Raw genomic sequence first — 21,047 nt, forward strand, 5'->3', positions numbered from 1 at the left:
CGCCACGGCGCCTGAGCGCGCGATGACCCGCGTCGGCACGGCGATCCGGCTCCTCCTCTGCGCGCTCCTCTTCGGCGCGATCGTCGGCCCCCACCTTCTCAGCCTGCGCTTCGGGCGCGGACGGATCGCGGCCTGGATGCCGGTGCTGTTCCACCGCGCCTTCCGGATGCTGTTCGACCTGCGGGTGACCCAGAGCGGCACCCCGCCCGAGCCGGGCGAGCCGGCCCTGGTGCTCGCCAACCACGTGTCCTGGCTCGACATCCTCGTCCTCGGCTCCCTGCGGCCGCTCTCCTTCGTGGCCAAATCCGAGATCGCCGGCTGGCCGGTGGTCGGCACCCTGGCGCGGCTCCAGCGCACGGTCTTCATCGACCGGACCCGCCGCGCCGACACCGCCAGCGTCAACGCCACGGTGGCGCGCCGTCTGGCGGGGGGCGATCTCATCGTGCTGTTCGCCGAGGGCACCACGGGCGACGGGACCCGGCTGCTGCCGTTCCGCTCCTCGCTCGTGGGCGCCGCCCGCGCGGCCGTCGCCGGAGAGGGCCCGGCCCGCATCCGCCTGCAGCCGCTGGCGCTCACCTATCCGCGCCGGAACGGCCTGCCGGTGGTGCGTGCCGAGCGCCCCGAGATCGCTTGGTACGGCGACATGGACCTCGCGCCCCACCTCGCCAGCTTCCTGGCCGGCGGTCCCCTCGACATCCACGTCAGCTGGGGCGCGCCGATCGCCTTCGAAGCCGGCACCGACCGCAAGCGCGCCACCGCCCTGGCCGAAGCCTCCGTGCGCGAGGCGGTCCAGCGCGGCACGACCGGACGCCCGCCCCTCGGGCCGGTCTGGTCGGGACGCACCCGCAAAGCGGTCGACGGGGCCGCAGCCGTGAGCGGAGCGGGTCTCGAGCTACGCTGAACGCTCTCGCGGTCCCTGACTACGCGGATTTCGGGCGACCTGAGCGCTGCGCTGCTGCGTGATCGTTGCATCGGGTGCTCGACCGGTTCGCATCCGGGACGCCGCCGTCATCCCGATTCGCGGCTGCCGTTCCGTGTCCGGCTGCACAGGCGGACGGCGCGGATGCGGCCCCTTCGCCGCCGGAGGGCCGTTCGTTTCCGGTCGCCAGGAATGCAGCGAGAGCGTCCTGCATCCGTACCTGCCAGCCCGGCCCGGTCGCCTTGTAGGCTTCGAGCAATGCCGGCTCGACCCGGAGCGTCAGGTTCACCTTGGCGTCTGCACGCTTCGGGCGGCCACGCCCGCGCTTCGGCAGCAGGCCGTAGACTTCCGGTACCTCTCGGGCAGGCCGCAGACCGGCGGCTTCCGTCTCGGTCAGTTCCGGGGTGTCGGACACGTCGTCCCAGTCCTGCTGCGTATAGCTCCGGGGCAGGGAGGCCCGTGGCGTGGATCGGGCCTCGCGGGAATCAGGTTTTGGCGCGGTGTCGGTCATAGGCAGACCTCTCCACAGGGCTGGCGCTGCGCAGGCTCACCAGGGCGAGTGCCTCGGTGCCGAGCGGTGAGACGACCACCGCCACCACCCGCTCGCCGTTCCAATCTCCGATGAGCAGATAGCGATGGCGCCCATTTCGACTGGGTCGAGTTGGCCGGATCAGCGCCGTCTCGCCATCGAAGTGAGTCTCGAAGTCGGCGAAATCGTAGCCGTGCTTGGCGAGGTTCGCCTGCCGCTTCGCTTCGTCCCACGTCGTCGTCATGGACGCAGAGCCTACGGCAGTACGGAGAGCTTCACAATGGAATTTTTGTAGTAGCGGAAATACGACATGTTGCAGCAGCCGAAATGGGGCGTAGTTTGCTCGAACGCGGGTGTGGAGGGCGGAACCCTGATCGGCGTCTCCGGCATCGCGACGACGGCGCCGATCCGTGCTATGGGCGGCCGCACATCCTCATCCTCGGAATCGGCCTGTTGAAGAAAGCCTACGTCAAATCCTACGGCTGCCAGATGAACGCCTACGACGCCGCCCGCATGGCGGACGTGCTGGGCGCCGAGGGCTATGCGGCCACCGACGTGGTGGAGGACGCGGATGTCGTCATCCTCAACACCTGCCACATCCGCGAGAAGGCCGCCGACAAGGTCTATTCGGAGCTTGGGCGCCTGCGTGTGCTGAAGGGTGAGCGGGCGCAGGCCGGACGCGACACCAAGATCGTGGTGGCGGGCTGCGTCGCCCAGGCCGAGGGGGCCGAGATCCTGGCCCGCGCCGCGACCGTCGACGTGGTGGTGGGGCCGCAGAACTACCATCGCCTGCCGGATCTGCTGGCGCGCTCCGCCACCGGGCGCGTGGTCGACACCGAGTTTCCGGTCGAGGACAAGTTCGACCATCTGCCGGCCCGCCGGACCCACGGCGTCACCGCCTTCCTCACGGTGCAGGAGGGCTGCGACAAGTTCTGCGCCTTCTGCGTGGTGCCCTATACCCGCGGCGCCGAGGTCTCGCGTTCCGTGGCGGCGATCCTGGCGGAGGCCGAGAAGCTGGTGCGCGGCGGGGTGCGCGAGATCACGCTGATCGGTCAGAACGTCAACGCCTATCACGGCCTTGGGCCGGACGGCGAAAGCGCGACCCTGCCGGTTCTGCTGCGGGCGCTGGAGCGTCTGCCCGGCCTCCTGCGCCTGCGCTACACCACGAGCCACCCCAACGACATGGACGACGATCTGATCGCCGCCCACGGGACGATCCCGGCGCTGATGCCCTACCTGCACCTGCCGGTGCAGTCCGGCTCCGACCGGGTGCTACGGGCGATGAACCGCAAGCACAGCGGCGACGCCTATCGGCGGATCATCGAGCGGGTGCGAGCGGCCCGGCCCGACATCGCCCTGTCGTCGGACTTCATCGTCGGCTTTCCCGGCGAGACCGATGCGGAGTTCGAGGAGACGATGCGGCTGGTGCGCGATATCGGCTTCGCCAGCGCCTTCTCGTTCAAGTACAGCCCGCGTCCCGGCACCCCGGCCGCCGACAGCGTCGATGCGGTGCCGGAGGCGGTGAAGTCCGAGCGTCTGGCCGCGCTCCAGGCTTTGCTCGACGCGCAGCGGCACGCCTTCAACGCCTCGGCCGTCGGCCATGTGGTCGAGGTCCTGGTCGAGAAGGTCGGGCGCCACCCTGGCCAGGTCGCCGGCAAGACGCCCCATCTGCTGCCGGTGCAATTCGATGCGCCGGCCTCGACCATCGGCACGGTGGTACCGGTGCGGGTGGTGCGGGCCGGCTCCAACAGCCTGTTCGGCGAGACGGTCGGCGACACGGCGGCGGCCGCTTGAGCGCTCGAATCGCAGCGGCGACGCGTCCGGTCTCCGGTCGGGCGATACGCCGCGCCGGGGAAGCGCTGGACGTGGCGCAACGAATTCCGATGTCAGGGGCTTCTCCGGACACGCGGTGCGAAACGGCTTCGCAGCCTGCGATCCGTCCCGGACGGCAATGAAGGACAACGGCGTGCCAGGAACTGAAGGGTCGGGCGGACGTGGCGGCGCCCTGCGGGGGCGCGGCCCGGCGGCGCGGATCGGGGGGGCGGTCGAAACCGAGGAGGTCGCGCTGACCTTCGACGACAACCGCCTCGCGAGCCTCGTCTTCGGCCAGTACGACCAGAACGTCGCCCATATCGAGCGCCGTCTCGGCGTCACCGCCACGGCCCTCGGCAATCATCTCGTGCTGAAGGGCAGCGTCGAGGCGGCCGAGAAGGGCCGCAAGGTGTTCGAGCGGCTCTATGCCCGGGTCAAGACCAACGGGCTGCCGCTGACCCTCGGCGACGTCGACGGGGCGATCCAGGAAACGACGCAGCAGGGCAACCTCTTTCCCGCCGCCGAGGTCAGCGCCGAGCCCGACCGGGCTGTGTTCGACCAGATCGCCACGCGCAAGCGCGGCGCCGTGCGCGCCCGCAACCCCGCGCAGGACGCCTACATCAAGGCCCTGCGCAGCCACGAACTCGTCTTCGCCGAGGGACCGGCCGGGACGGGCAAGACCTGGCTCGCCGTTGGCCATGCGGTCTCCCTGCTGGAGCAGGGCCATGTCGAGCGCCTGATCCTGTCGCGCCCCGCCGTCGAGGCCGGCGAGCGCCTGGGCTTCCTGCCGGGCGACATGCGCGACAAGGTCGATCCCTACCTGCGGCCGATCTACGACGCGCTCTACGATTTCATGGAGGCGCGCCACGTCGATCGCGGTCTGCAGACCGGCATCATCGAGATCGCGCCGCTGGCTTTCATGCGCGGGCGCACCCTGACCAACGCCGTGGTGCTCCTCGACGAGGCGCAGAACACCACCTCGATGCAGATGAAGATGTTTCTGACCCGGCTCGGTGAGAATTCCCGCATGATCATCACCGGCGATCCGAGCCAGATCGATTTGCCGCCGGGCCAGAAATCCGGCCTCGTCGAGGCCGTGCGCGTGCTCGACGGCGTCGAGGGCATCGGCCGCATCACCTTCCGCGACGTCGACGTGGTGCGCCACGACCTCGTCCGCCGCATCGTCACCGCCTACGAGGCGGCGTCGCACGGGGAGGGCGATGCCGACCGGGCGCCCCTGTCCCGCCGGAGGCCCCTGTCGTGAGCGCTGCCGTTTCGGCCGAGATCGACGTCGCGATCGAGGACGCGCGCTGGACGAGCGTGGCGCCGGATCTCGAAGCGTTCGTGATCCGGGCCGTGGAAGCCGGGCTCGCCGCCGCCCCCGAGGCGCCGGAGGGCGAGGTCGAGATCAGCGTGCTGCTCACCAACGATGCGGCGGTGCAGGACCTGAACCGGACTTGGCGCGGCAAGGACAAGCCGACCAACGTGCTGTCTTTCCCGGCTGCGCCCCAGCCCACTCATCCGGGCGTGCCGCGTCCGCTCGGCGACGTCGTTCTTGCGTATGACACGATGCTGCGCGAGAGTGCCGAGCAGTCGAAGCCGCTCAGCGACCATCTGGCCCATCTCCTCGTCCATGGCACCCTTCACCTCCTCGGTCAGGACCACGAGACCGGCGAGGCGGATGCCGAGGCGATGGAAGCCCTCGAGGTGGCGGCGCTTCGGACCCTTGGCGTGCCCGACCCCTATGCTGCAGAGACCTGCACGGAGTGAGCGGCGATCCCGCCCGACATCCCAGATCAGAGAGACATGACGAACGATCGAAGTCGCGGCGCGGCCCAGGCCGCGCCCAGTTCCGGCGATGGTGAGAACCAGGCCCGCGAGCCCTGGTACGACCGCCTCCTCCACGTGTTCCATCTTCGCCCGCGCGATTCGCTGCGCGACGACATCGAGGGCGCGCTGGCCGAGCCCGACACTGGCGAGAACGCGTTCTCGCCCCTCGAACGCGCCATGCTGAAGAACGTGCTCGGCCTGCACAAGGTGCGGGTCGACGACGTCATGATTCCCCGGGCCGACATCGTCGCGGTCTCGATGGACACCAGCCTCGGCGACCTGCTGAAGCTGTTCCGCACGGCCGGGCATTCCCGGCTTCCGGTCTACGGGGAAACCCTCGACGACCCGCGCGGCATGGTCCACATCCGCGACTTCGTCGACCACATCGCTGCCCGGGCCGAGTCCGGCAGCCGCCGTGCGGCGCCGACGCAGCCGGAGGGCGAGGCCGCCCCGGTCCTGCCGCCGCGGGCCCGCCGGGGCGCCCGCGCTCTGCGCAGCCTCAACCTCGCCCAGGTCGATCTCTCGGCGACGCTGGCGGCGACCCGTATTCAGCGCCCGGTGCTGTTCGTGCCGCCCTCGATGCCGGCCATCGATCTGCTGGTCCGGATGCAGGCGACGCGCACCCACATGGCCCTCGTGATCGACGAGTATGGCGGCACCGACGGCCTGATCTCGATCGAGGATCTGGTCGAGATGGTGGTGGGCGACATCGAGGACGAGCACGATGTCGCCGAGGGACACCTGATCCAGCGCGTTGACGGCGAGAGCGACGTGTTCGTCGCCGATGCCCGGGCGGGCCTCGCCGAGGTCTCCGCCGCGAGCGGCGTCGACCTCGTGGCGGCGGTCGGCGAGATGGCCGAGGAGATCGACACCATCGGCGGCCTGATCGTGACCCTGGCGGGGCGCGTGCCCTCGCGCGGAGAGCTGATCAGCGGTCCCGGGAACCTCGAATTCGAGGTGCTCGACGCCGATCCGCGCCGGGTGAAGCGCCTGCGCCTGCAGCGGGGGGATGCCCGCATCACCGCCGTGGTTCCGCTGGCCCTGCCGGCGCCCACGCCGCCCGGATCGCCGGCCCCGTGACGGGTTTCGCATGACGTCGAGCGTCGTGGGACGCGCCGGTTACGGAGCGGCGACGGGGCCGCTCGCCGCCCTGGCGCAGTGGGTGATGCTGACCGCAGGCTGGCGCCGCATCGCCGTCGCCATGGCGGCCGGCGCCGCCGGCGCCCTGGCGATGCCGCCCTTCGGGCTGTTTCCCGCCCTCGTCGTATCCCTGTGCGTCGCGGTCTGGCTGATCGATGGCGCCGCCACCGGACGCCGGGCCACGCGCGGAGCCGTCCTCGCCAGCGCGGTGATCGGCTGGGCCTGGGGGTTCGGCTATCTCACCGCGGGTCTGTGGTGGCTCGGATCGGCTTTCCTGGTGGAGGCCGAGGAGTTCCTGTGGGCGCTGCCCCTGGGTGTCGTCGGCCTGCCGGCGGTACTGGCCCTGTTCTACGCCCTCGGCTTCGGGCTCGCCCGGCTGCTGTGGTCGCGCGGGGCACTGCGCATCGTTGCCCTCGCGCTCGGCCTGTCCGCCAGCGAGTGGCTGCGCGGGCACCTCTTCACCGGGTTTCCCTGGAATACGCTCGGCATGGCGCTGGGGCAGAACCTGTGGCTGATGCAGGGCGCGTCCCTGGTCGGCCTCTATGGCCTGACCCTTCTGGCGATCCTCATCGCGGCCGCCCCCGCGACCTTGGCGGTGGCGGACAGCGCGCGCGGACGCTTCGGGCCGCTGGTCCTCGCCGGCCTCGCCCTGGCGGCCCTCGCGGGATTCGGCGCCGCGCGGGTTCCGGCCGCCGCCGATCCGATCGTGGCGGGTGTGCGCCTGCGCCTGGTCCAGCCGAATCTCAACCAGGACGCCAAGTTCCGGCCCGAGAACCGTCAGGACATCCTCGACCGCTACCTCGAACTCAGCGACCGCGCCGCCGCGCCCGACCGTACCGGCATCGCCGACGTCACGCACGTGATCTGGCCGGAATCGGCCTTTCCGTTCCTGATCCAGCGCGATCCCGAGGCCCTGGCCCGGATCGCCGCCGCCTTCCCGCCGGGCAAGCAGCTCATCACCGGGGCGGCGCGGGCCGAAGTGCCGGTGGGCGACGCGCGTCCACGCTTCTTCAACAGCATCCTGACGATGTCGGCCGGGCCGAAGCTCGGCGACATCTACGACAAGGTCCACCTGGTGCCCTTCGGCGAGTACCTGCCCGGACCCCTCGACGCGACCCTGCGCGCCCTGCACATCCGGCAGTTCGTCTCGATCCCGGGCGGCTTCACCGCGGGCGACCGGGCGACCCAGCGGATCATGACCATCCCGGGCCTGCCCCCGGTGGCGGCGACGATCTGCTACGAGGCGATCTTTCCGGGCGCGATCGTGCCGAGCGCCACGCCGAACGGGCCGCCGCCGGTTCCCGGCCTGATCCTCAATCTGACCAACGACGCCTGGTTCGGCGACACGCCGGGGCCACGCCAGCACCTCGCCCAGGCGCGTCTGCGTGCCGTGGAGGAAGGGCTGCCCCTGGTGCGCGACGCCAACACCGGCATTTCGGCCGTTGTCGACGCCCATGGCCGCATCACCGCCAGTCTGCCGCTCGGCGTCGAGGGCGTGCTCGATGCCGACCTGCCGGCCCGCCTCTCCGGGCGGACGCTCTATGCCAGCCTCGGCGACCTGCCGTTCGGGCTGGTCTGGATCGGTGGTTTCCTCACCACCCTGGCGGTACGGCGGCGCAGCGCGTGAAGACGACATCTCCGACGCGAGCCCGGCCGATCCTTCTCGGTCTCGGCATCCTGCTGGTCGCCTTCAACATGCGCCCCGCCCTGACCACCGTCGGCCCGCTGCTGGAGCGCATCCGCGCCGAGACCGCCCTGAGTGCCGCCGGGGCGGCCCTGCTCACCACGCTTCCGGTGCTGTGCATCGGTCTCGCCTGCACCCTCGGTCCTTTGGTGATGCGACGCTTCGGGGCCGATCGCGGCGTGCTGCTGGCGGTGGCGATCGTGGCGCTGGGTTCGGGCCTGCGCGGCCTCGGCGGTCTCGGGCCGCTCTTCGTCGGCGCCTGCCTCGCCGCCTTCGGGATCGGCCTCTCGGGTGTGCTCCTGCCAGGACTGGTCAAGCGCGACTTCCCGGGACTGACCGGATTCGTCACCGGCCTCTACACCATGGTGCTCTGCCTCGGTGCGGCGGCGGGGGCGGGCCTCGCGGTGCCCCTGGCCGACCAGCTCGGAAGCTGGCCCGTGGCCCTCGGGGTGTGGGCGCTCCCGGCCATCGTGGCGACCGTCGCCTGGGCGCCATTCGCGACGGGCGCCGATGCGCAGGCCGGACACGCGCGCCGGATCTCCCTGTGGCGCGACCTGATCGCCTGGCAGGTGACCGGGTTCATGGGCCTGCAATCGTCGCTGGCCTACATCATGTTCGGCTGGTTGCCCCTGGTGTTGCATGACCGCGGGCTCAGCGCGGTCGAGGCCGGGTTCGTGTCCTCACTGATGAGCATCGGGCAGGCCCCGGCGGCGCTGCTGGTGCCATCCTTCGCGGCACGGGTGCGCGACCAGCGCGGCTTCGCCGCCGGGCTTCTCGGCCTGTGCATCGTCTCGCTGGTGACGCTGGTCTACGGGCCGCTGTCCTGGGCACTTCCGGTGGGCATGCTGCTCGGGGCGGGCCTCGGCGGGCTGTTCGGCCTCGGCCTCACCATCATCGTCCTGCGTGCCCACGATCCGGCCGCCGCCGGCAGTCTCGCGGCGATGTCGCAGAGCGTCGGCTACACCCTGGCCTCGCTCGGCCCCCTGAGCTTCGGTCTGGCCCACGACCTGACCGGCACCTGGGCCGCCTCGACGGCCCTGTTCTGCGCCATCGCGATCGCGGCGTTCCTGTGCAGTCTGGGCGCGGGACGCGACCGCTATGTCGGGCGGGGCTGAGCGGCCCCGAGACCTCAAGATTACGGGCTGGCGCATCGACCAACGGGCCAGACCGTCAGGGCCGATCGGCCGCCCAGAGGGGCCAAAAACCCTCCGGGCACGCTTGGCTCAGAACACCTTCTCGGCGGTGTCGCCGCGCGGGGTCGCCCCCGCGACGCCGGCCTTGGCGTCGGCCTGCTCGGCGGCGCGCTTGTCGAGGGCGCGTTCCACCACCTTGGCGATGCCCACCATGATGGTGTCGAGGACGTAGTCCTTCGGGGTGTAGACCGCCGTCACGCCCATGTTCTTGAGCACCAGTTCGTCGTCGGGCGAGATGATGCCGCCGACCACCAGCGGGATGTGATCGAGCCCGGCCTCGCGCATCTTGGCCCGGACGTCGCGCACCAGCGGCACGTGGCTGCCCGAGAGGATCGACAGCCCGACCACGTGGGCGCCCGTGGACTTCGCCTTGGCGACGATCTCGGCCGGGGTCTGGCGGATGCCGTCATAGGTCACGTCGAAGCCGACGTCGCGGGCGCGCAGCGCGATCTGCTCGGCGCCGTTCGAATGGCCGTCGAGGCCGGGCTTGCCGACCACGAGCCTGGGGGTCTCGCCCAGGCGCTCGCCGAGATCCGCGATGAGCAGTTTGGCATCGGCGGCGGCGCCCGATGAGATGGTCTCGAGGGAGACGCCGGTCGGGGCGCGATACTCGCCGAAGACCTGGCGCAGGCGCTCGCCCCACTCACCGGTGGTGACGCCGGCCTTCGCCGCCGCGATCGACACCGGCATGATGTTGGCGCCGGAACGGGCGGCCGCTTCGAGGTCGTCGAGTGCCTTGTCGACGGCCCGGCCGTCGCGCTTGGAGCGCCACTCGCGGATGCGCTGTTCGGCCTCCATCTCGACCGTCTCGGAGACGGTGAAGATCGCCCCCTCGCCGGCGGTGAGGGGCGAGGGCTCGCCGGCCTGGAACTTGTTGACGCCGACCACGACCTGATCGCCGGCCTCGATGGCGGAGATGCGCTTGGCGTTGGACTCCACCAGCGCCCGCTTGAGGGCGCCGGTCTCGACCGCCGCCACGGCGCCGCCGATGCCGCCGATCTCCTCCAACGCCTTGCGGGTCTCGGCCTTCAGGGCCTCGACCTTGGCATCGATGACCTTCGAACCGTCGAAGATGTCGTCGTATTCGAGCAGGTCGGTCTCGAAGGCCAGAATCTGCTGCATCCGCATCGACCATTGCTGGTCCCAGGGGCGCGGCAGGCCCAGCGCCTCGTTCCAGGCCGGAAGCTGCACGGCGCGGGCGCGCGCCCGCTTCGACAGGGTGACGGCCAGCATTTCGATCAGGATGCGGTGGACGTTGTTTTCCGGCTGCTGCTCGGTGAGGCCGAGGGAATTGACCTGGACGCCGTAGCGGAAGATCCGCTTCTTCGGATCGGTGATGCCGTAGCGCTCCTGGGCGATCTCATCCCAGAGTTCCGAGAACGCCCGCATCTTGCAGATCTCGGTGACGAACCGCATGCCGGCATTGACGAAGAACGAGATGCGGCTGAACACGTCGGCGAAGCTGGCTTCGTCGAAATCCGGGTCGTCGCGCACCGTGTCCAGCACCGCGATGGCGATGGCGAGCGCGTAGGACAGTTCCTGCACCGGCGTCGCCCCGGCCTCCTGCAGATGGTAGGAGCAGACGTTCATCGGGTTCCACTTCGGCACTTCCTTGGTCGTGAACAGGATCACGTCCTTGGTCAGGCGAAGGGAGGGTGCGGGCGGAAACACGTAGGTGCCGCGCGACAGGTATTCCTTGATGATGTCGTTCTGCGTGGTGCCCTGGAGCCCGGCGAACGGCGCGCCTTGCTCCTCGGCCACCGCGAGGTAGAGCGACAGCAGCCACGGTGCCGTGGCGTTGATCGTCATCGAGGTGTTCATCTGCTGCAGCGGAATCTGGTCGAACAGGGTCCGCATGTCGCCGAGATGAGCGATCGAGACGCCGACCTTGCCGACCTCGCCGCGCGCCAGCTCGTGGTCGGGATCATAACCGGTCTGGGTCGGCAGATCGAAAGCAACCGAAAGACCGGTCTGCCCCTTGGCGAGGTTGCCCTTGTAGAGCGCGTTCGATTCCTTCGCGTTGGAATGGCCCGCATAGGTGCGGATGATCCATGGCTTGTCGCGCTTGATCTCCGCAACGCCTGCCTGTCCGCTCATCCCCGAAGACTCCCTGAGACTGAATTTGATGTGATCTAAAATTGAATTTGATTGTTCTCGATCACTTGCCGCGCACCCTAGCGAAGCGCGTGGGCGGCGTCATCAGGACGAACGGCCCGGATGCTCACGGTTGCGCGCCTGCAACGATCGCCCGTTCTCGGCCTGCCATTCACGGCGCAGTGGTCGGCTGCCCGATCCGGGCGCGGAGCTGATTGCGGTTGGGACGGCAGACCGACGGTGATCGCCGCGGACCTGTCGAACGCGATCGCGCAGGGCGATGGCGGCCGCGATTCCAGGCCCGACGCCGGCGGCCGTCAGCGCCTCATCCAAACCATCGTCAGCGCGATGGGCGACAGCTCGCGCGGCATCCGGGAGCAGCTGATTGGACATTGGTACAAGGTGCACCCCGACTTCGGTCGCGGCGTCGCCGAGGGCCTGGGCATCGCCGCCCGTCAGGAGATCGCCGAAGAAACCTGTGGGCAGCGAGCCTTAAAGGTCCGTGGCAAAAGCATAATATTGAATACAGGAAGGCGTCGGTCCGGCCGGCGCCTTCTGCTTGTGGATCGCAAGGTTTCTTGCGCGCCAACGAAAAGATTCTTGGCCGTTGGGGCTCTTGGACGGCTTCGGGTTCGCCGATATAGCGGACAGCACAAGAAGTCACGGGGAGAGCCAAGATGGCCGCGAGCGTTGCGTCGAGCACGACTGAAATCAAGGACCTGTACGAGATGGGCGAGGTCCCGCCCCTCGGTCACGTGCCGGCGAAGATGTATGCCTGGGCGATCCGGCGCGAGCGCCATGGACCGCCGGAGCAGTCGCATCTGCTCGAAGTCCTTCCGGTCTGGGAGATCGGCGACGACGAAGTGCTCGTCTACGTCATGGCCGCCGGCATCAACTACAACGGCGTCTGGGCCGGCCTCGGCGAGCCGATCTCGCCCTTCGACGTGCACAAGGGCGAGTACCACATCGCCGGTTCGGACGCGTCGGGCATCGTCTGGAAGGTCGGCGCGAAGGTGAAGCGCTGGAAGGTCGGCGACGAGGTCATCATCCACTGCAACCAGGATGACGGCGACGACGAGGAGTGCAACGGCGGCGATCCGATGTTCTCGCCCTCGCAGCGCATCTGGGGCTACGAGACCGGGGATGGCTCGTTCGCGCAGTATTGCCGGGTGCAGTCGCGCCAGCTCATGGCCCGTCCGAAGCATCTGACCTGGGAGGAGGCGGCCTGCTACACGCTGACCCTCGCCACTGCCTACCGCATGCTGTTCGGCCACGCCCCCCACACCGTGCGCCCGGGCCAGAACGTCCTGGTTTGGGGCGCGTCCGGCGGCCTCGGCGTGTTCGCGGTCCAGCTCTGCGCGGCCTCCGGCGCCAACGCCATCGCGGTGATCTCCGACGACACCAAGCGCGACTACGTCATGAGCCTCGGGGCCAAGGGCGTGATCAACCGCAAGGAGTTCGATTGCTGGGGCCAGTTGCCGAAGGTGAACAGCCCTGAATACAACACCTGGCTTAAGGAGGCCCGCAAGTTCGGCAAGGCGATCTGGGAGATCACCGGCAAGGGCAACGACGTCGACATCGTGTTCGAGCATCCGGGCGAATCGACCTTCCCGGTCTCCACCCTCGTGGCCAAGCGCGGCGGCATGATCGTGTTCTGTGCCGGCACCACCGGCTTCAACATCACCTTCGACGCCCGCTACGTCTGGATGCGCCAGAAGCGTATCCAGGGCTCGCACTTCGCCCATCTCAAGCAGGCCTCGGCGGCGAACCAGTTCGTCCTCGACCAGCGCATCGACCCGTGCATGAGCGAAGTCTTCCCCTGGGACAAGATTCCCCAGGCTCACACCAAGATGTGGAAGAACCAGCACGCACCGGGCAACATGGCCTGCCTCGTCAACGCCCCCCGCGCCGGTCTGCGCACGGTCGAGGACGTGGTCGAGGCCGGGAAGCGCTAAGGTCCGGTACCCAACACCAGACGATCACCTGCCCTTTTCGGAGGGCAGGTGCTTGGCGTATTCCTCGCGCTCTTCCTTCTGCTTGATCAGGTCGGCGTAGGCTTGGCGCATCTCGGGGGAGACCGACACCGTGCGGGCCTTCTCCTTCTTGCGTTTCGGCGCCTTCTTGAACTGGTTCGTGGTTTCGCTCATGGCTGTTCCCCTGGTGTTGCGCACAGCATAGGCCCGATGGGCGACGATCGCGAGACGCGAAGCCCCGTCTTTCGGCGTCGGCGCCCGCCTGATAGAGGTCGGCCCACATGCGGCACCTGCCTCGTCCGGGGATGAGGCCGCCGCCCATCGCGAGACCACGGCGACCGGCATCATGGACAAGTTCACCACCCTGGAGGGCGTCGCGGCGCCCATGCGGATCATCAACGTCGACACCGACCGGATCATCCCCAAGCAGTATCTCAAGACGATCAAGCGCACCGGCCTCGGCAAGGGCCTGTTTTCCGAGATGCGATACCGGGACGACGGCTCCGAGAACCCGGATTTCGTCCTCAACAAGCCGGCCTATCGCAACGCCCGGATCCTCGTCGTCGGTGACAATTTCGGTTGCGGCTCGTCGCGCGAGCACGCGCCCTGGGCCCTGACCGATTTCGGCATCCGCTGCGTGATCTCGACGAGTTTCGCCGACATCTTCTTCAACAACTGCGCCAAGAACGGCATCCTGGCGATCACGGTCTCGCCGGAAGACCTGGAGAAGCTGTTCGAGGATGCCGAGCGCGGCTCCAACGCCACGCTCTCGGTCGATCTCGAAGCCCAGACCATCAAGGGTCCGGACGGCGGCACCCTGCATTTCGACATCGATTCCGGTCGCAAGGAAAGCCTGCTCAACGGCCTCGACGAGATCGGCCTCACGCTGAAGCGAGCGCCCAAGATCGACGCCTACGAGGAGAAACTGGCGGCGCGCGGGTTCGCCTGACGTTGGCCGGAAACTGACCCGGTCCCCTCCTCTTGTGAGGCTATCAGAAACACACAACTCTGGCGGAACTGACTCGATCAAGAACAGTGCGGGGGGAAGGTCTCTGCGGGGGCGTGAGGTGCACTGGAACTCCCTCTCCTGGAAGGAGAGGGTTGGGGTGAGGTGTGTGCCTTATCCGGACAATCCGCACACCTCACCCTGTCCCTCTCCTTCCAGGAGAGGGGACCCGCGCAGCGCGCGAGATGTGTGGATGCTGTAGCCTGTGGGGAGAGGTTAGGAGTTGGGCGGCCGGGTGATCCTCTGCCGAGGGAGGCCAGCCGCACCACCCCCACCTCCCACTCCTCCTCACAAGGGAGAGGAGGGCCGCATTGCGCTGGGAGGCGCGGATCGAGGAGCCCACCACAGGGAAAGAGCCATTCCGATCATTCCGACCCCGTCTCAACCGTTCGTTAACCCTGGTATCGCCTGAATCGCCGCTCACGATCGATGGGTACGTAGTGGCGGAGAACACGATGGCATTCGGCCGACCGGGCAAGACGGCGACCCTCTCCCTCGGGATGGCTGCGGCCCTCCTGTCGATCTCCGCTCCGGCGCGGGCCGATTTTCAGGGCTGCCTCGCCAACCTCCAGGCGCAGGCCGCGGCGCAGGGCATCTCGGCCCAGACCTTCCGGGCGGCCACCGCCGGCATCGCGCATGACGAGAAGGTGCTGGAACTCTCCCAGGCTCAGCCCGAGTTCAAGACCCCGATCTGGGACTACATGGCCGCCCTGGTCGACGAGGAGCGTGTCGACGACGGCAAGGCGGCGATGCGTCAGCACGCGCAGGCGCTCGCCAGCGCGGAGGCGCGCTACGGTGTCGACCGCCACACCATCGCGGCGGTCTGGGGCGTCGAGTCGAATTTCGGCAAGAACCTCGGCAAGATGCCGCTGGTCCAGTCCTTCGCCACCCTGATCTGCGCCAATCACCGCCGGAAGGACTTCTTCAAGGGCGAGCTGATGGCCACCCTGAAGATCATCGAGCGCGGCGACATCGACCCCTCGCGCCTCAACGGCTCCTGGGCCGGTGCCTTCGGCCAGACCCAGTTCATGCCCACCACCTACCAGCGCCTCGCCGTCGACGGCGATGGTGACGGGCGCCGCGATCTGGTCGATTCGGTGCCGGACGCCGTCGCCTCCACGGCCAACTTCCTGCGCGTCGCCAAGTGGAACAACGGCCAGCCATGGGGCTACGAGGTCAAGGTCCCGCGCGGCTTCAACGCCGGCGCCGCCGGGCGCAAGAACAAGAAGCCGGTGGCGCACTGGGCCTCCCTCGGCGTCACCCGCATCGACGGCCGCCCACTCTCGGGCGACGGGCCGGCGGGTATCCTGCTGCCGGCGGGCAGCGACGGGCCGGCCTTCCTGGTGACGAAGAACTTCGACGCGCTCTACTCCTACAACGCCGCCGAATCCTATGGTCTGGCCATCGCGGTGCTGTCCGATCGCCTGCGCGGCCGCGCGGGCATCCAGGCGGAGTGGCCGACCGACGATCCGCCCCTGTCCCGGGCCGAACGCCGCGATCTCCAGGCCCGCCTGACCAAGCGCGGCTTCGACGTCGGCGAGCCGGACGGCAAGGTCGGGTCGAAGACCCGCGACGCGATCAAGGAGGTCGAGCGCAGCCTCGGCATGCCGGCGACCGGCCGCCCCGGTGCCAAGGTGCTGGAGGCGCTGAGGCGCGGATGAGTGCGCGCCGCCTGATCAGCTCGGGGTCGCCCTTCGAGAACGCCTACGGCTATTCCCGTGCCGTGGTGCAGGATGGCTTCGTGTTCGTGGCCGGAACCACCGGCTACGATTACGCCACGATGACGATGCCGGACTCGGCGGAGGATCAGGCCGAGGCCTGCTGGCGCACGATTGGCGCCACGCTGGTGGACGCGGGGTCGTCCCTGGCGGGGATCGTGCGGGCGACCTATTACGTCACCGATCGCGCGGATGCCGAGGCGGTGCTCGGAATCTGTGGGCGGGTGTTGGCCGATGTCCGGCCGGCCGCCACCATCGCCATCGTGGCGGGCCTGCTGCGCCCCGAGATGAAGGTCGAGATCGAGGTCACCGCGAGACTGCCCTAGGGAGAACCCGATCGTGGTCGCACGGCTGATCGCATTGACGGGCGCCACCGGATTCATCGGGCGCCACCTGCTCCACAGCCTGTCGCAGCGGGGCTATCGCGTGCGGGTCCTGCTGCGCCGGCCGGTCGCGATGCCGGAGGGCGCCACCAGCGCCGTGGTCGGGGACCTGACGCGGCCGATGAACATGGCGGCAGCGCTCGCCGGCGTCGACGCGATCGTGCATTCGGCCGGGCTTGCCCATGCGATGTCGGGAACGCCGGAGGACGACTTCCGCGCCTCGAACACCGAAGCCACGCTGCGCCTCGCCGAAGCCGCCGCCCGCGCCCGCGTGAACCGCTTCGTCTTCCTCTCGTCGATCCGAGCCCAGGTCGGCTTCGCGGCGTCCGGCATCGTGACGGACACAGACCTGCCGGCGCCGACCGAGCCGTACGGACGCTCGAAGCGCGATGCCGAGGCAGCCCTGGCGGGGACCGATCTCGACTGGGTCGCCCTGCGACCCGTCCTGGTCTACGGAGCCGGCGCGAAAGGCAATGTCGCCCGCCTGATGCAACTGGCCCGCTCGGCGGCGCCTCTGCCGTTCGGGCGCCTCGACGGTCGGCGCTCGCTGGTCTCGGTCGAGAGCCTGGGCGCCGCGGTAGCGGCGGTTCTCGAAGCGCCCGGCCCGCTGCGCCGGCCCCTGATCGTCGCCGAACCCGATGCCCTGACCCTGCCGGACATGATCGCGGCGTTGCGGGCCGGTCTCGGGCGTGGGCCGGGTCTGGTGCCGGTGCCGAGGAGCCTGCTCGGCCTCGCCTGCCGCCTCACCGGTCGGGAGGCCCTCTACGCCCGGCTGGCCGGCGATCTGGTGGCGCGGCCCGATGGGCTGATGGACCTCGGCTGGACTCCGGCCATCGCCGCCCGGGACGGGCTGGTGCGGCTCGCCCGGGAGAGCCTGGCCGGCCACGGTCCGAACGGAAACCAGACATAAAAAAGCCCGGCACCGCGCCGGGCTCTGTCGCGAAATAGGCTGTCGATCAGCGGCGGACGTCGAGCACGTCGCCGGAGCGACTGTCGATGACCACGGTCAGGTCGTCGCCGCGACGGTCGGAGCCGCGGACGATCATCCGGGGACCGCGCCGGTCGACGCCGTCGACATCGACGAGGCCTTCGCGCCGGGCGATCCGCGCCGCCTCGCCCCGGGACAGCTCGCTGCGCGGCGGACCGCGATCATCGTAGCCGCGACGGTAGCCGGGATCGACCTGGACGCCGCCGGGGCCGATGGAGATCCCCTGCGCGGAGGCGGGCGCGGCGGTCAGGCCGAGGCCGAGCGCCATGAGGCTGCCGGCGAGAATGGTCGAACGAATGGACAACTGGGCTTTCCCCTCTTGCGCGCATCGGGGCGGCTCCATCGGCCTCAATACCTGGACGCACGAACTGCGCCTCAATCGACCGATGCGCGCGTTGGTTCCGTGGGCGCGACTCAGCGGACCGCCTTGAGGGCGGCCGCGACGGCGTCGTCCGTTTGGTCGATATCGGGCGCATCGATGTGGCGGAATCGCGCCTGGATCAGGCCGAAAGCTCCGAAGGCGAAATGTCCGGCCGCCACGATGGCGAGCAGGACCCAGCCGTAGGGCTGGGCGCGCAGGGCCGCGAAGGCACCGGCAAGCCCCTTCACTTCGGACGAGGCCTGGTACCAAGCCGCCGCGATGAAGAACCCGCCGATGATCAGGAACGCGATGCCGCGCGCGGCATAGCCGAACTGCCCGATCGGCTTGGCCCAGCGGCAATGGTCGGCGTCGAGCTTCAGGCGGTCGGTCACATCGCCCTTGAAGGCCTTCACCAGGAAGGCGACCCCGCCGCCCATCACGCCGAGGCCGATCAGGCCGACGAGCCACAGCCCGAACGGCTTGGCGAGGAGCCAAGCGGTCCAGTCCTGCGCCTTGTCGCCGCCGCCTCGGCTCAGACCGAGGGCGAGACTCGCGGCGGTGATCGCGAGACCGGTGTAGATCACCGCACTGAGGAGATGGGCGAGGCGCACGATGCTGCCCTTGAGCGACGTGCCGCGGCGGTCGGCGTCGGTGACGCCCTCGACCAGGCGCCAGATCGCGAATCCCAGGAGCCCGACGGCGATCAGGCCGACCAGCACGGCACCGAACGGCCCGGCCAGGACCCAGCGGATGGCGCTCTCGCTGTCGCCCGCGCGTCCCCCCCGGCCGATCGCCGCCAACAGGGCAAGGCCGCCGACCAGACAGTAAACGACGCCGCGCGCGCCGTATCCGAACCGAGCCAGACGCTCGATTGTGTTGAGTCCAAGTGAAAACACGGCGCTTCCTGGTATTCCAAGACTGGTTCAGTCGGAGGAACGCGCAGCCTTGCCAGATAGTGCCACGTAGAAGCCGAGGCCGTCGCCAGCCGGCAGGGTCTGCAGGCGATCGACCAGACCCTTGCGCTTGGCGTCGAGCAGAAGCCGTCCGATCGGTTGGAACAGGGTTTCGCCGCCGCCCTCCGGCGGAGGATCGAGACGGAGCGCCACCGTCTTGCCCTTCCCGAACCGGCTGCGCTCCAGCATGTCGGCAAGCGACGCTTCCGCCGTCGGTCGGTTCACCCCGCGCAGGTCGAGCACCGATTCGGCGTCGGTGACGCCGAGCGAGCCACGCAGCTTGGCGGCATAGAAATCTTCGAAGTGAGGCACCGGGCAATGCAGTCCTGGCTGGAGACGAAGACGGATCTGCGCGTCAGAGCGCGATGCCATCGTAGACGTCTGTCAGTCCAGCGCACAACGGGGTCGAAGTGCGTCGTGTCGGGTTCAGTCCCCGGCACCAACGGTGCGCCGGGAACCGATCAGGCGAGTCGCAGGCCGATCAGCCGTGAACGAGCACGTTCCGGAACTGCCACGGATCGCTGGTGTCGATGTCCTCGGGGAACAGGCCCGGGCGACCGGTCAGCGGGGTCCAGTCGGTATAGACGCCGACGACGGGGCCGAGATACGGGGTCTGCACCTCGAGGCAGCGGCGGAAGTCCATCTCGTCGGCCTCGACGATGCCGGCCTCCGGGTTCTCCAGGGCCCAGACCATGCCGGCGAGCACGGCCGAGGTCACCTGCAGGCCGGTGGCATTCTGGTAGGGGGCGATGCGGCGGGTCTCTTCGATGGAGAGCTGCGAACCGTACCAGTAGGCGTTCCTGGCGTGGCCGTAGAGGAGAACGCCGAGCTCGTCGATGCCGTCCACGATTTCGGTCTCGTCGAGGATGTGGTGCTTCTCCTGAACCTTGCCGCCATTGCCGAACATCTCGTGCAGCGACAGGACGGCGTCGTTGGCCGGGTGGTAGGCGTAGTGGCAGGTCGGGCGGTAGGCGGCGCGCTCACCCTCCAGCACGGTGTAGTAGTCGGAGATCGAGACGGCCTCGTTGTGCGTCACCAGGAACCCGAACTGCGACTGGGCGGTCGGGGTCCAGGAGCGCACGCGGGTGTCGGCGCCGGGCTGAAGCAGGTAGATCGCGCAGCGCGACCCTTTCTCCTGCTCGCGGGCGTTGTCGGGCTTCCAGGTCTCGTGGGTGCCCCAGCCGAGTTCGGCCGGCTGGTTGCCTTCGGAGACGAAGCCTTCCACCGACCAGGTGTTGACGAACACGCCCATGGGCTTGGCCGACTTGGCGCGCTGGGTGTCGCGCTCGGCGATGTGCACGCCCTTGACGCCGACCTCGCGCATGAGCGCGGCCCAGCCGGCGCGGTCCTTCGGCTCGGGGCTCTTCAGCCCGAGATCGCCGGCGACGTTGAGGAGCGCCTGCTTGACGAACCACGAGACCATGCCGGGATTGGCGCCGCAGCACGAGACGGCGGTGATGCCGCCTGGGCTCGCCGCGCGGGCGTCGAGGATGTCCTGGCGCAGGGCGTAGTTGGTGCGGTCGCCCTGGCTCTTGTTCTTGTCGAAGTAGAAGCCCGGCCAGGGCTCGGCCACGGTGTCGATGTAGAAGGCGCCGAGTTCGCGGCACAGTTCCATGATGGCGCGCGAGGAGGTGTCGACCGAGAGGTTGACGCAGAAGCCCTGGCCGCCGCCCTCGGTGAGGAGGGGCGTCAGGATTTCGCGGTAGTTCTCCTTGGTGAGCGCCACCTGCTCGAAGCGCAGGCCATGCTTGTCGGCCAGCGCCTTGTGCGCGTCGGACGGCTCGACGACGGTGAAGCGGGCCTTGTCGTACTCGAAGTGGCGCTCGATCAGCGGAAGGGTGCCGCGCCCGATGGAGCCGAAGCCGATCATCACGATGGGGCCGGTGATGCGGCCGTGGACGGGCCAGGAGGTTGCGGCTTCGGTCATCAGCACTCGATCCTTCTCATACTCAATTCGTCGTCATCGCTCGGCGAGCGCCGTGCTTAGGCGCCGCAAATGACGAACAAGCGACGGGCTCAGTGACGTTTGCGGCCCGCAGGGTCAACTCCCCGACCGGATCGGCGTCCACCCGCGCGACGGGCCGGGCTCGACGCAAGGGTTACGGAACCCTGAATCGTCCCATGTGTCGGACGCGGGTCGCCGTCCCACCGCAACGGATTGCAGACCGCCTCGGACGCTCCGATATTGCACTGCAACAGAACAACGCCGATCCCCGTCTTCAGAGGGGTCGACAGCGAGGAAGCGTCCGTCCCTCGACGCCACGGACCGCCGCCATGCTTTCCCTGATCACCGCACGCCTTTCCGCCCCCGTCGACGAGCCGATCGATCGCGATCCCGGCATCATTACGCTGGCCGCCTCCATCCTGCGCATGATGGGCCGTCGCCACGACGCCGCCTTTCAGCGTCGCTGCGAACTCGCCGCCAAGGCCGAGCATCACTCCGCGATCTGAGGTGCGGCGTCGG

Annotated in this window: 21 protein-coding genes and 1 pseudogene; 14 read left to right on the forward strand and 8 right to left on the reverse strand. The window is 69.2% G+C overall.

The window, feature by feature from the left end; genetic code table 11:
* Nucleotides 1–22 precede the first annotated feature (22 nt).
* Nucleotides 23–901 carry a lysophospholipid acyltransferase family protein gene (locus ACV7NL_RS10115; protein WP_463355579.1) on the forward strand — a complete coding sequence of 293 codons (879 nt, stop codon included), beginning with the start codon at nt 23–25 and terminating at the stop codon, nt 899–901.
* Between the two features lie 19 nt (nt 902–920).
* Here ACV7NL_RS10115 and ACV7NL_RS10120 read toward each other — a convergent pair whose 3' ends face one another.
* Nucleotides 921–1,430, reverse strand: coding sequence for a BrnA antitoxin family protein (locus ACV7NL_RS10120; RefSeq protein WP_463355580.1), 510 nt, complete (start codon nt 1,428–1,430; stop codon nt 921–923).
* Entirely contained in the window at nt 1,405–1,692 is a 288-nt protein-coding gene (locus ACV7NL_RS10125; RefSeq protein ID WP_463355581.1) for a BrnT family toxin, read from the reverse strand. The genes ACV7NL_RS10120 and ACV7NL_RS10125 overlap by 26 nt, the downstream gene beginning before the upstream one ends.
* Nucleotides 1,693–1,901: 209 nt before the next feature.
* On the opposite strand from ACV7NL_RS10125, the gene miaB reads away from it, so the two are divergent.
* The 6 genes from miaB to ACV7NL_RS10155 all read left to right on the forward strand — a co-directional run bounded on the left by miaB (nt 1,902) and on the right by ACV7NL_RS10155 (nt 9,029).
* Entirely contained in the window at nt 1,902–3,242 is a 1,341-nt protein-coding gene (gene miaB / locus ACV7NL_RS10130) for a tRNA (N6-isopentenyl adenosine(37)-C2)-methylthiotransferase MiaB (protein ID WP_056189513.1), read from the forward strand.
* A gap of 157 nt (nt 3,243–3,399) precedes the next feature.
* Nucleotides 3,400–4,524 carry a PhoH family protein gene (locus ACV7NL_RS10135; RefSeq protein ID WP_463357097.1) on the forward strand — a complete coding sequence of 375 codons (1,125 nt, stop codon included), beginning with the start codon at nt 3,400–3,402 and terminating at the stop codon, nt 4,522–4,524.
* Nucleotides 4,521–5,030, forward strand: a complete 510-nt coding sequence (ybeY, locus tag ACV7NL_RS10140; protein ID WP_056479019.1) for an rRNA maturation RNase YbeY — start codon at nt 4,521–4,523, stop codon at nt 5,028–5,030. Before ACV7NL_RS10135 ends, ybeY begins: the two co-directional genes overlap by 4 nt.
* A gap of 36 nt (nt 5,031–5,066) precedes the next feature.
* Nucleotides 5,067–6,170, forward strand: a complete 1,104-nt coding sequence (locus ACV7NL_RS10145) for a hemolysin family protein (RefSeq protein ID WP_463355582.1) — start codon at nt 5,067–5,069, stop codon at nt 6,168–6,170.
* A 10-nt stretch (nt 6,171–6,180) separates the two neighbouring features.
* Nucleotides 6,181–7,857 (forward strand): apolipoprotein N-acyltransferase, encoded by a 1,677-nt coding sequence (gene lnt, locus ACV7NL_RS10150; RefSeq protein WP_463355583.1) that lies wholly within the window; start codon nt 6,181–6,183, stop codon nt 7,855–7,857.
* Complete coding sequence (locus ACV7NL_RS10155) at nt 7,854–9,029, forward strand: MFS transporter (protein WP_463355584.1); 1,176 nt, start codon at nt 7,854–7,856, stop codon at nt 9,027–9,029. Before lnt ends, ACV7NL_RS10155 begins: the two co-directional genes overlap by 4 nt.
* 108 nt (nt 9,030–9,137) lie before the next feature.
* Here ACV7NL_RS10155 and ACV7NL_RS10160 read toward each other — a convergent pair whose 3' ends face one another.
* Complete coding sequence (locus ACV7NL_RS10160) at nt 9,138–11,204, reverse strand: protein meaA (RefSeq protein ID WP_463355585.1); 2,067 nt, start codon at nt 11,202–11,204, stop codon at nt 9,138–9,140.
* A gap of 120 nt (nt 11,205–11,324) precedes the next feature.
* Here ACV7NL_RS10160 and ACV7NL_RS10165 point away from each other — a divergent pair.
* A pseudogene (locus tag ACV7NL_RS10165) lies at nt 11,325–11,630 on the forward strand (catalase-related domain-containing protein); the annotation flags it as partial.
* 248 nt (nt 11,631–11,878) lie between these two features.
* Nucleotides 11,879–13,156, forward strand: coding sequence for a crotonyl-CoA carboxylase/reductase (ccrA, locus tag ACV7NL_RS10170; protein WP_056189493.1), 1,278 nt, complete (start codon nt 11,879–11,881; stop codon nt 13,154–13,156).
* A 24-nt stretch (nt 13,157–13,180) separates the two neighbouring features.
* Here the strand turns inward: ccrA and ACV7NL_RS10175 are convergent, their stop codons facing one another.
* Nucleotides 13,181–13,348 carry a hypothetical protein gene (locus tag ACV7NL_RS10175; RefSeq protein WP_200935790.1) on the reverse strand — a complete coding sequence of 56 codons (168 nt, stop codon included), beginning with the start codon at nt 13,346–13,348 and terminating at the stop codon, nt 13,181–13,183.
* A gap of 172 nt (nt 13,349–13,520) precedes the next feature.
* Between ACV7NL_RS10175 and leuD the strand changes: the two genes are divergently transcribed.
* The 4 genes from leuD to ACV7NL_RS10195 all read left to right on the forward strand — a co-directional run bounded on the left by leuD (nt 13,521) and on the right by ACV7NL_RS10195 (nt 17,191).
* Nucleotides 13,521–14,123, forward strand: coding sequence for a 3-isopropylmalate dehydratase small subunit (gene leuD, locus ACV7NL_RS10180; RefSeq protein WP_056189704.1), 603 nt, complete (start codon nt 13,521–13,523; stop codon nt 14,121–14,123).
* A 557-nt stretch (nt 14,124–14,680) separates the two neighbouring features.
* Nucleotides 14,681–15,841 (forward strand): lytic murein transglycosylase, encoded by a 1,161-nt coding sequence (locus ACV7NL_RS10185; RefSeq protein WP_463357098.1) that lies wholly within the window; start codon nt 14,681–14,683, stop codon nt 15,839–15,841.
* Entirely contained in the window at nt 15,838–16,224 is a 387-nt protein-coding gene (locus ACV7NL_RS10190; protein WP_463355586.1) for a RidA family protein, read from the forward strand. The genes ACV7NL_RS10185 and ACV7NL_RS10190 overlap by 4 nt, the downstream gene beginning before the upstream one ends.
* A gap of 13 nt (nt 16,225–16,237) precedes the next feature.
* A complete protein-coding gene (locus ACV7NL_RS10195; RefSeq protein ID WP_463355587.1) occupies nt 16,238–17,191 on the forward strand; it encodes an NAD-dependent epimerase/dehydratase family protein in 954 nt (317 codons plus the stop codon).
* 46 nt (nt 17,192–17,237) lie between these two features.
* Here the strand turns inward: ACV7NL_RS10195 and ACV7NL_RS10200 are convergent, their stop codons facing one another.
* The 4 genes from ACV7NL_RS10200 to ACV7NL_RS10215 form a co-directional block, all read right to left on the reverse strand.
* Nucleotides 17,238–17,573: a PepSY domain-containing protein gene (locus ACV7NL_RS10200; RefSeq protein ID WP_244476759.1), complete on the reverse strand. Its 336-nt coding sequence runs from the start codon at nt 17,571–17,573 to the stop codon at nt 17,238–17,240.
* Nucleotides 17,574–17,683: 110 nt separating this feature from the next.
* Nucleotides 17,684–18,526, reverse strand: a complete 843-nt coding sequence (locus ACV7NL_RS10205; protein ID WP_056189480.1) for a DUF1206 domain-containing protein — start codon at nt 18,524–18,526, stop codon at nt 17,684–17,686.
* A gap of 27 nt (nt 18,527–18,553) precedes the next feature.
* On the reverse strand, nt 18,554–18,895 hold the full coding sequence (locus ACV7NL_RS10210) for a hypothetical protein (protein WP_056189478.1): 342 nt from the start codon (nt 18,893–18,895) through the stop codon (nt 18,554–18,556).
* 169 nt (nt 18,896–19,064) lie between these two features.
* Nucleotides 19,065–20,510: a homospermidine synthase gene (locus tag ACV7NL_RS10215; protein ID WP_463355588.1), complete on the reverse strand. Its 1,446-nt coding sequence runs from the start codon at nt 20,508–20,510 to the stop codon at nt 19,065–19,067.
* Between the two features lie 347 nt (nt 20,511–20,857).
* On the opposite strand from ACV7NL_RS10215, the gene ACV7NL_RS10220 reads away from it, so the two are divergent.
* Entirely contained in the window at nt 20,858–21,034 is a 177-nt protein-coding gene (locus ACV7NL_RS10220) for a hypothetical protein (protein WP_200941009.1), read from the forward strand.
* Nucleotides 21,035–21,047: the final 13 nt, after the last annotated feature.

This window comes from Methylobacterium sp. Ger2507 (assembly GCF_055231875.1).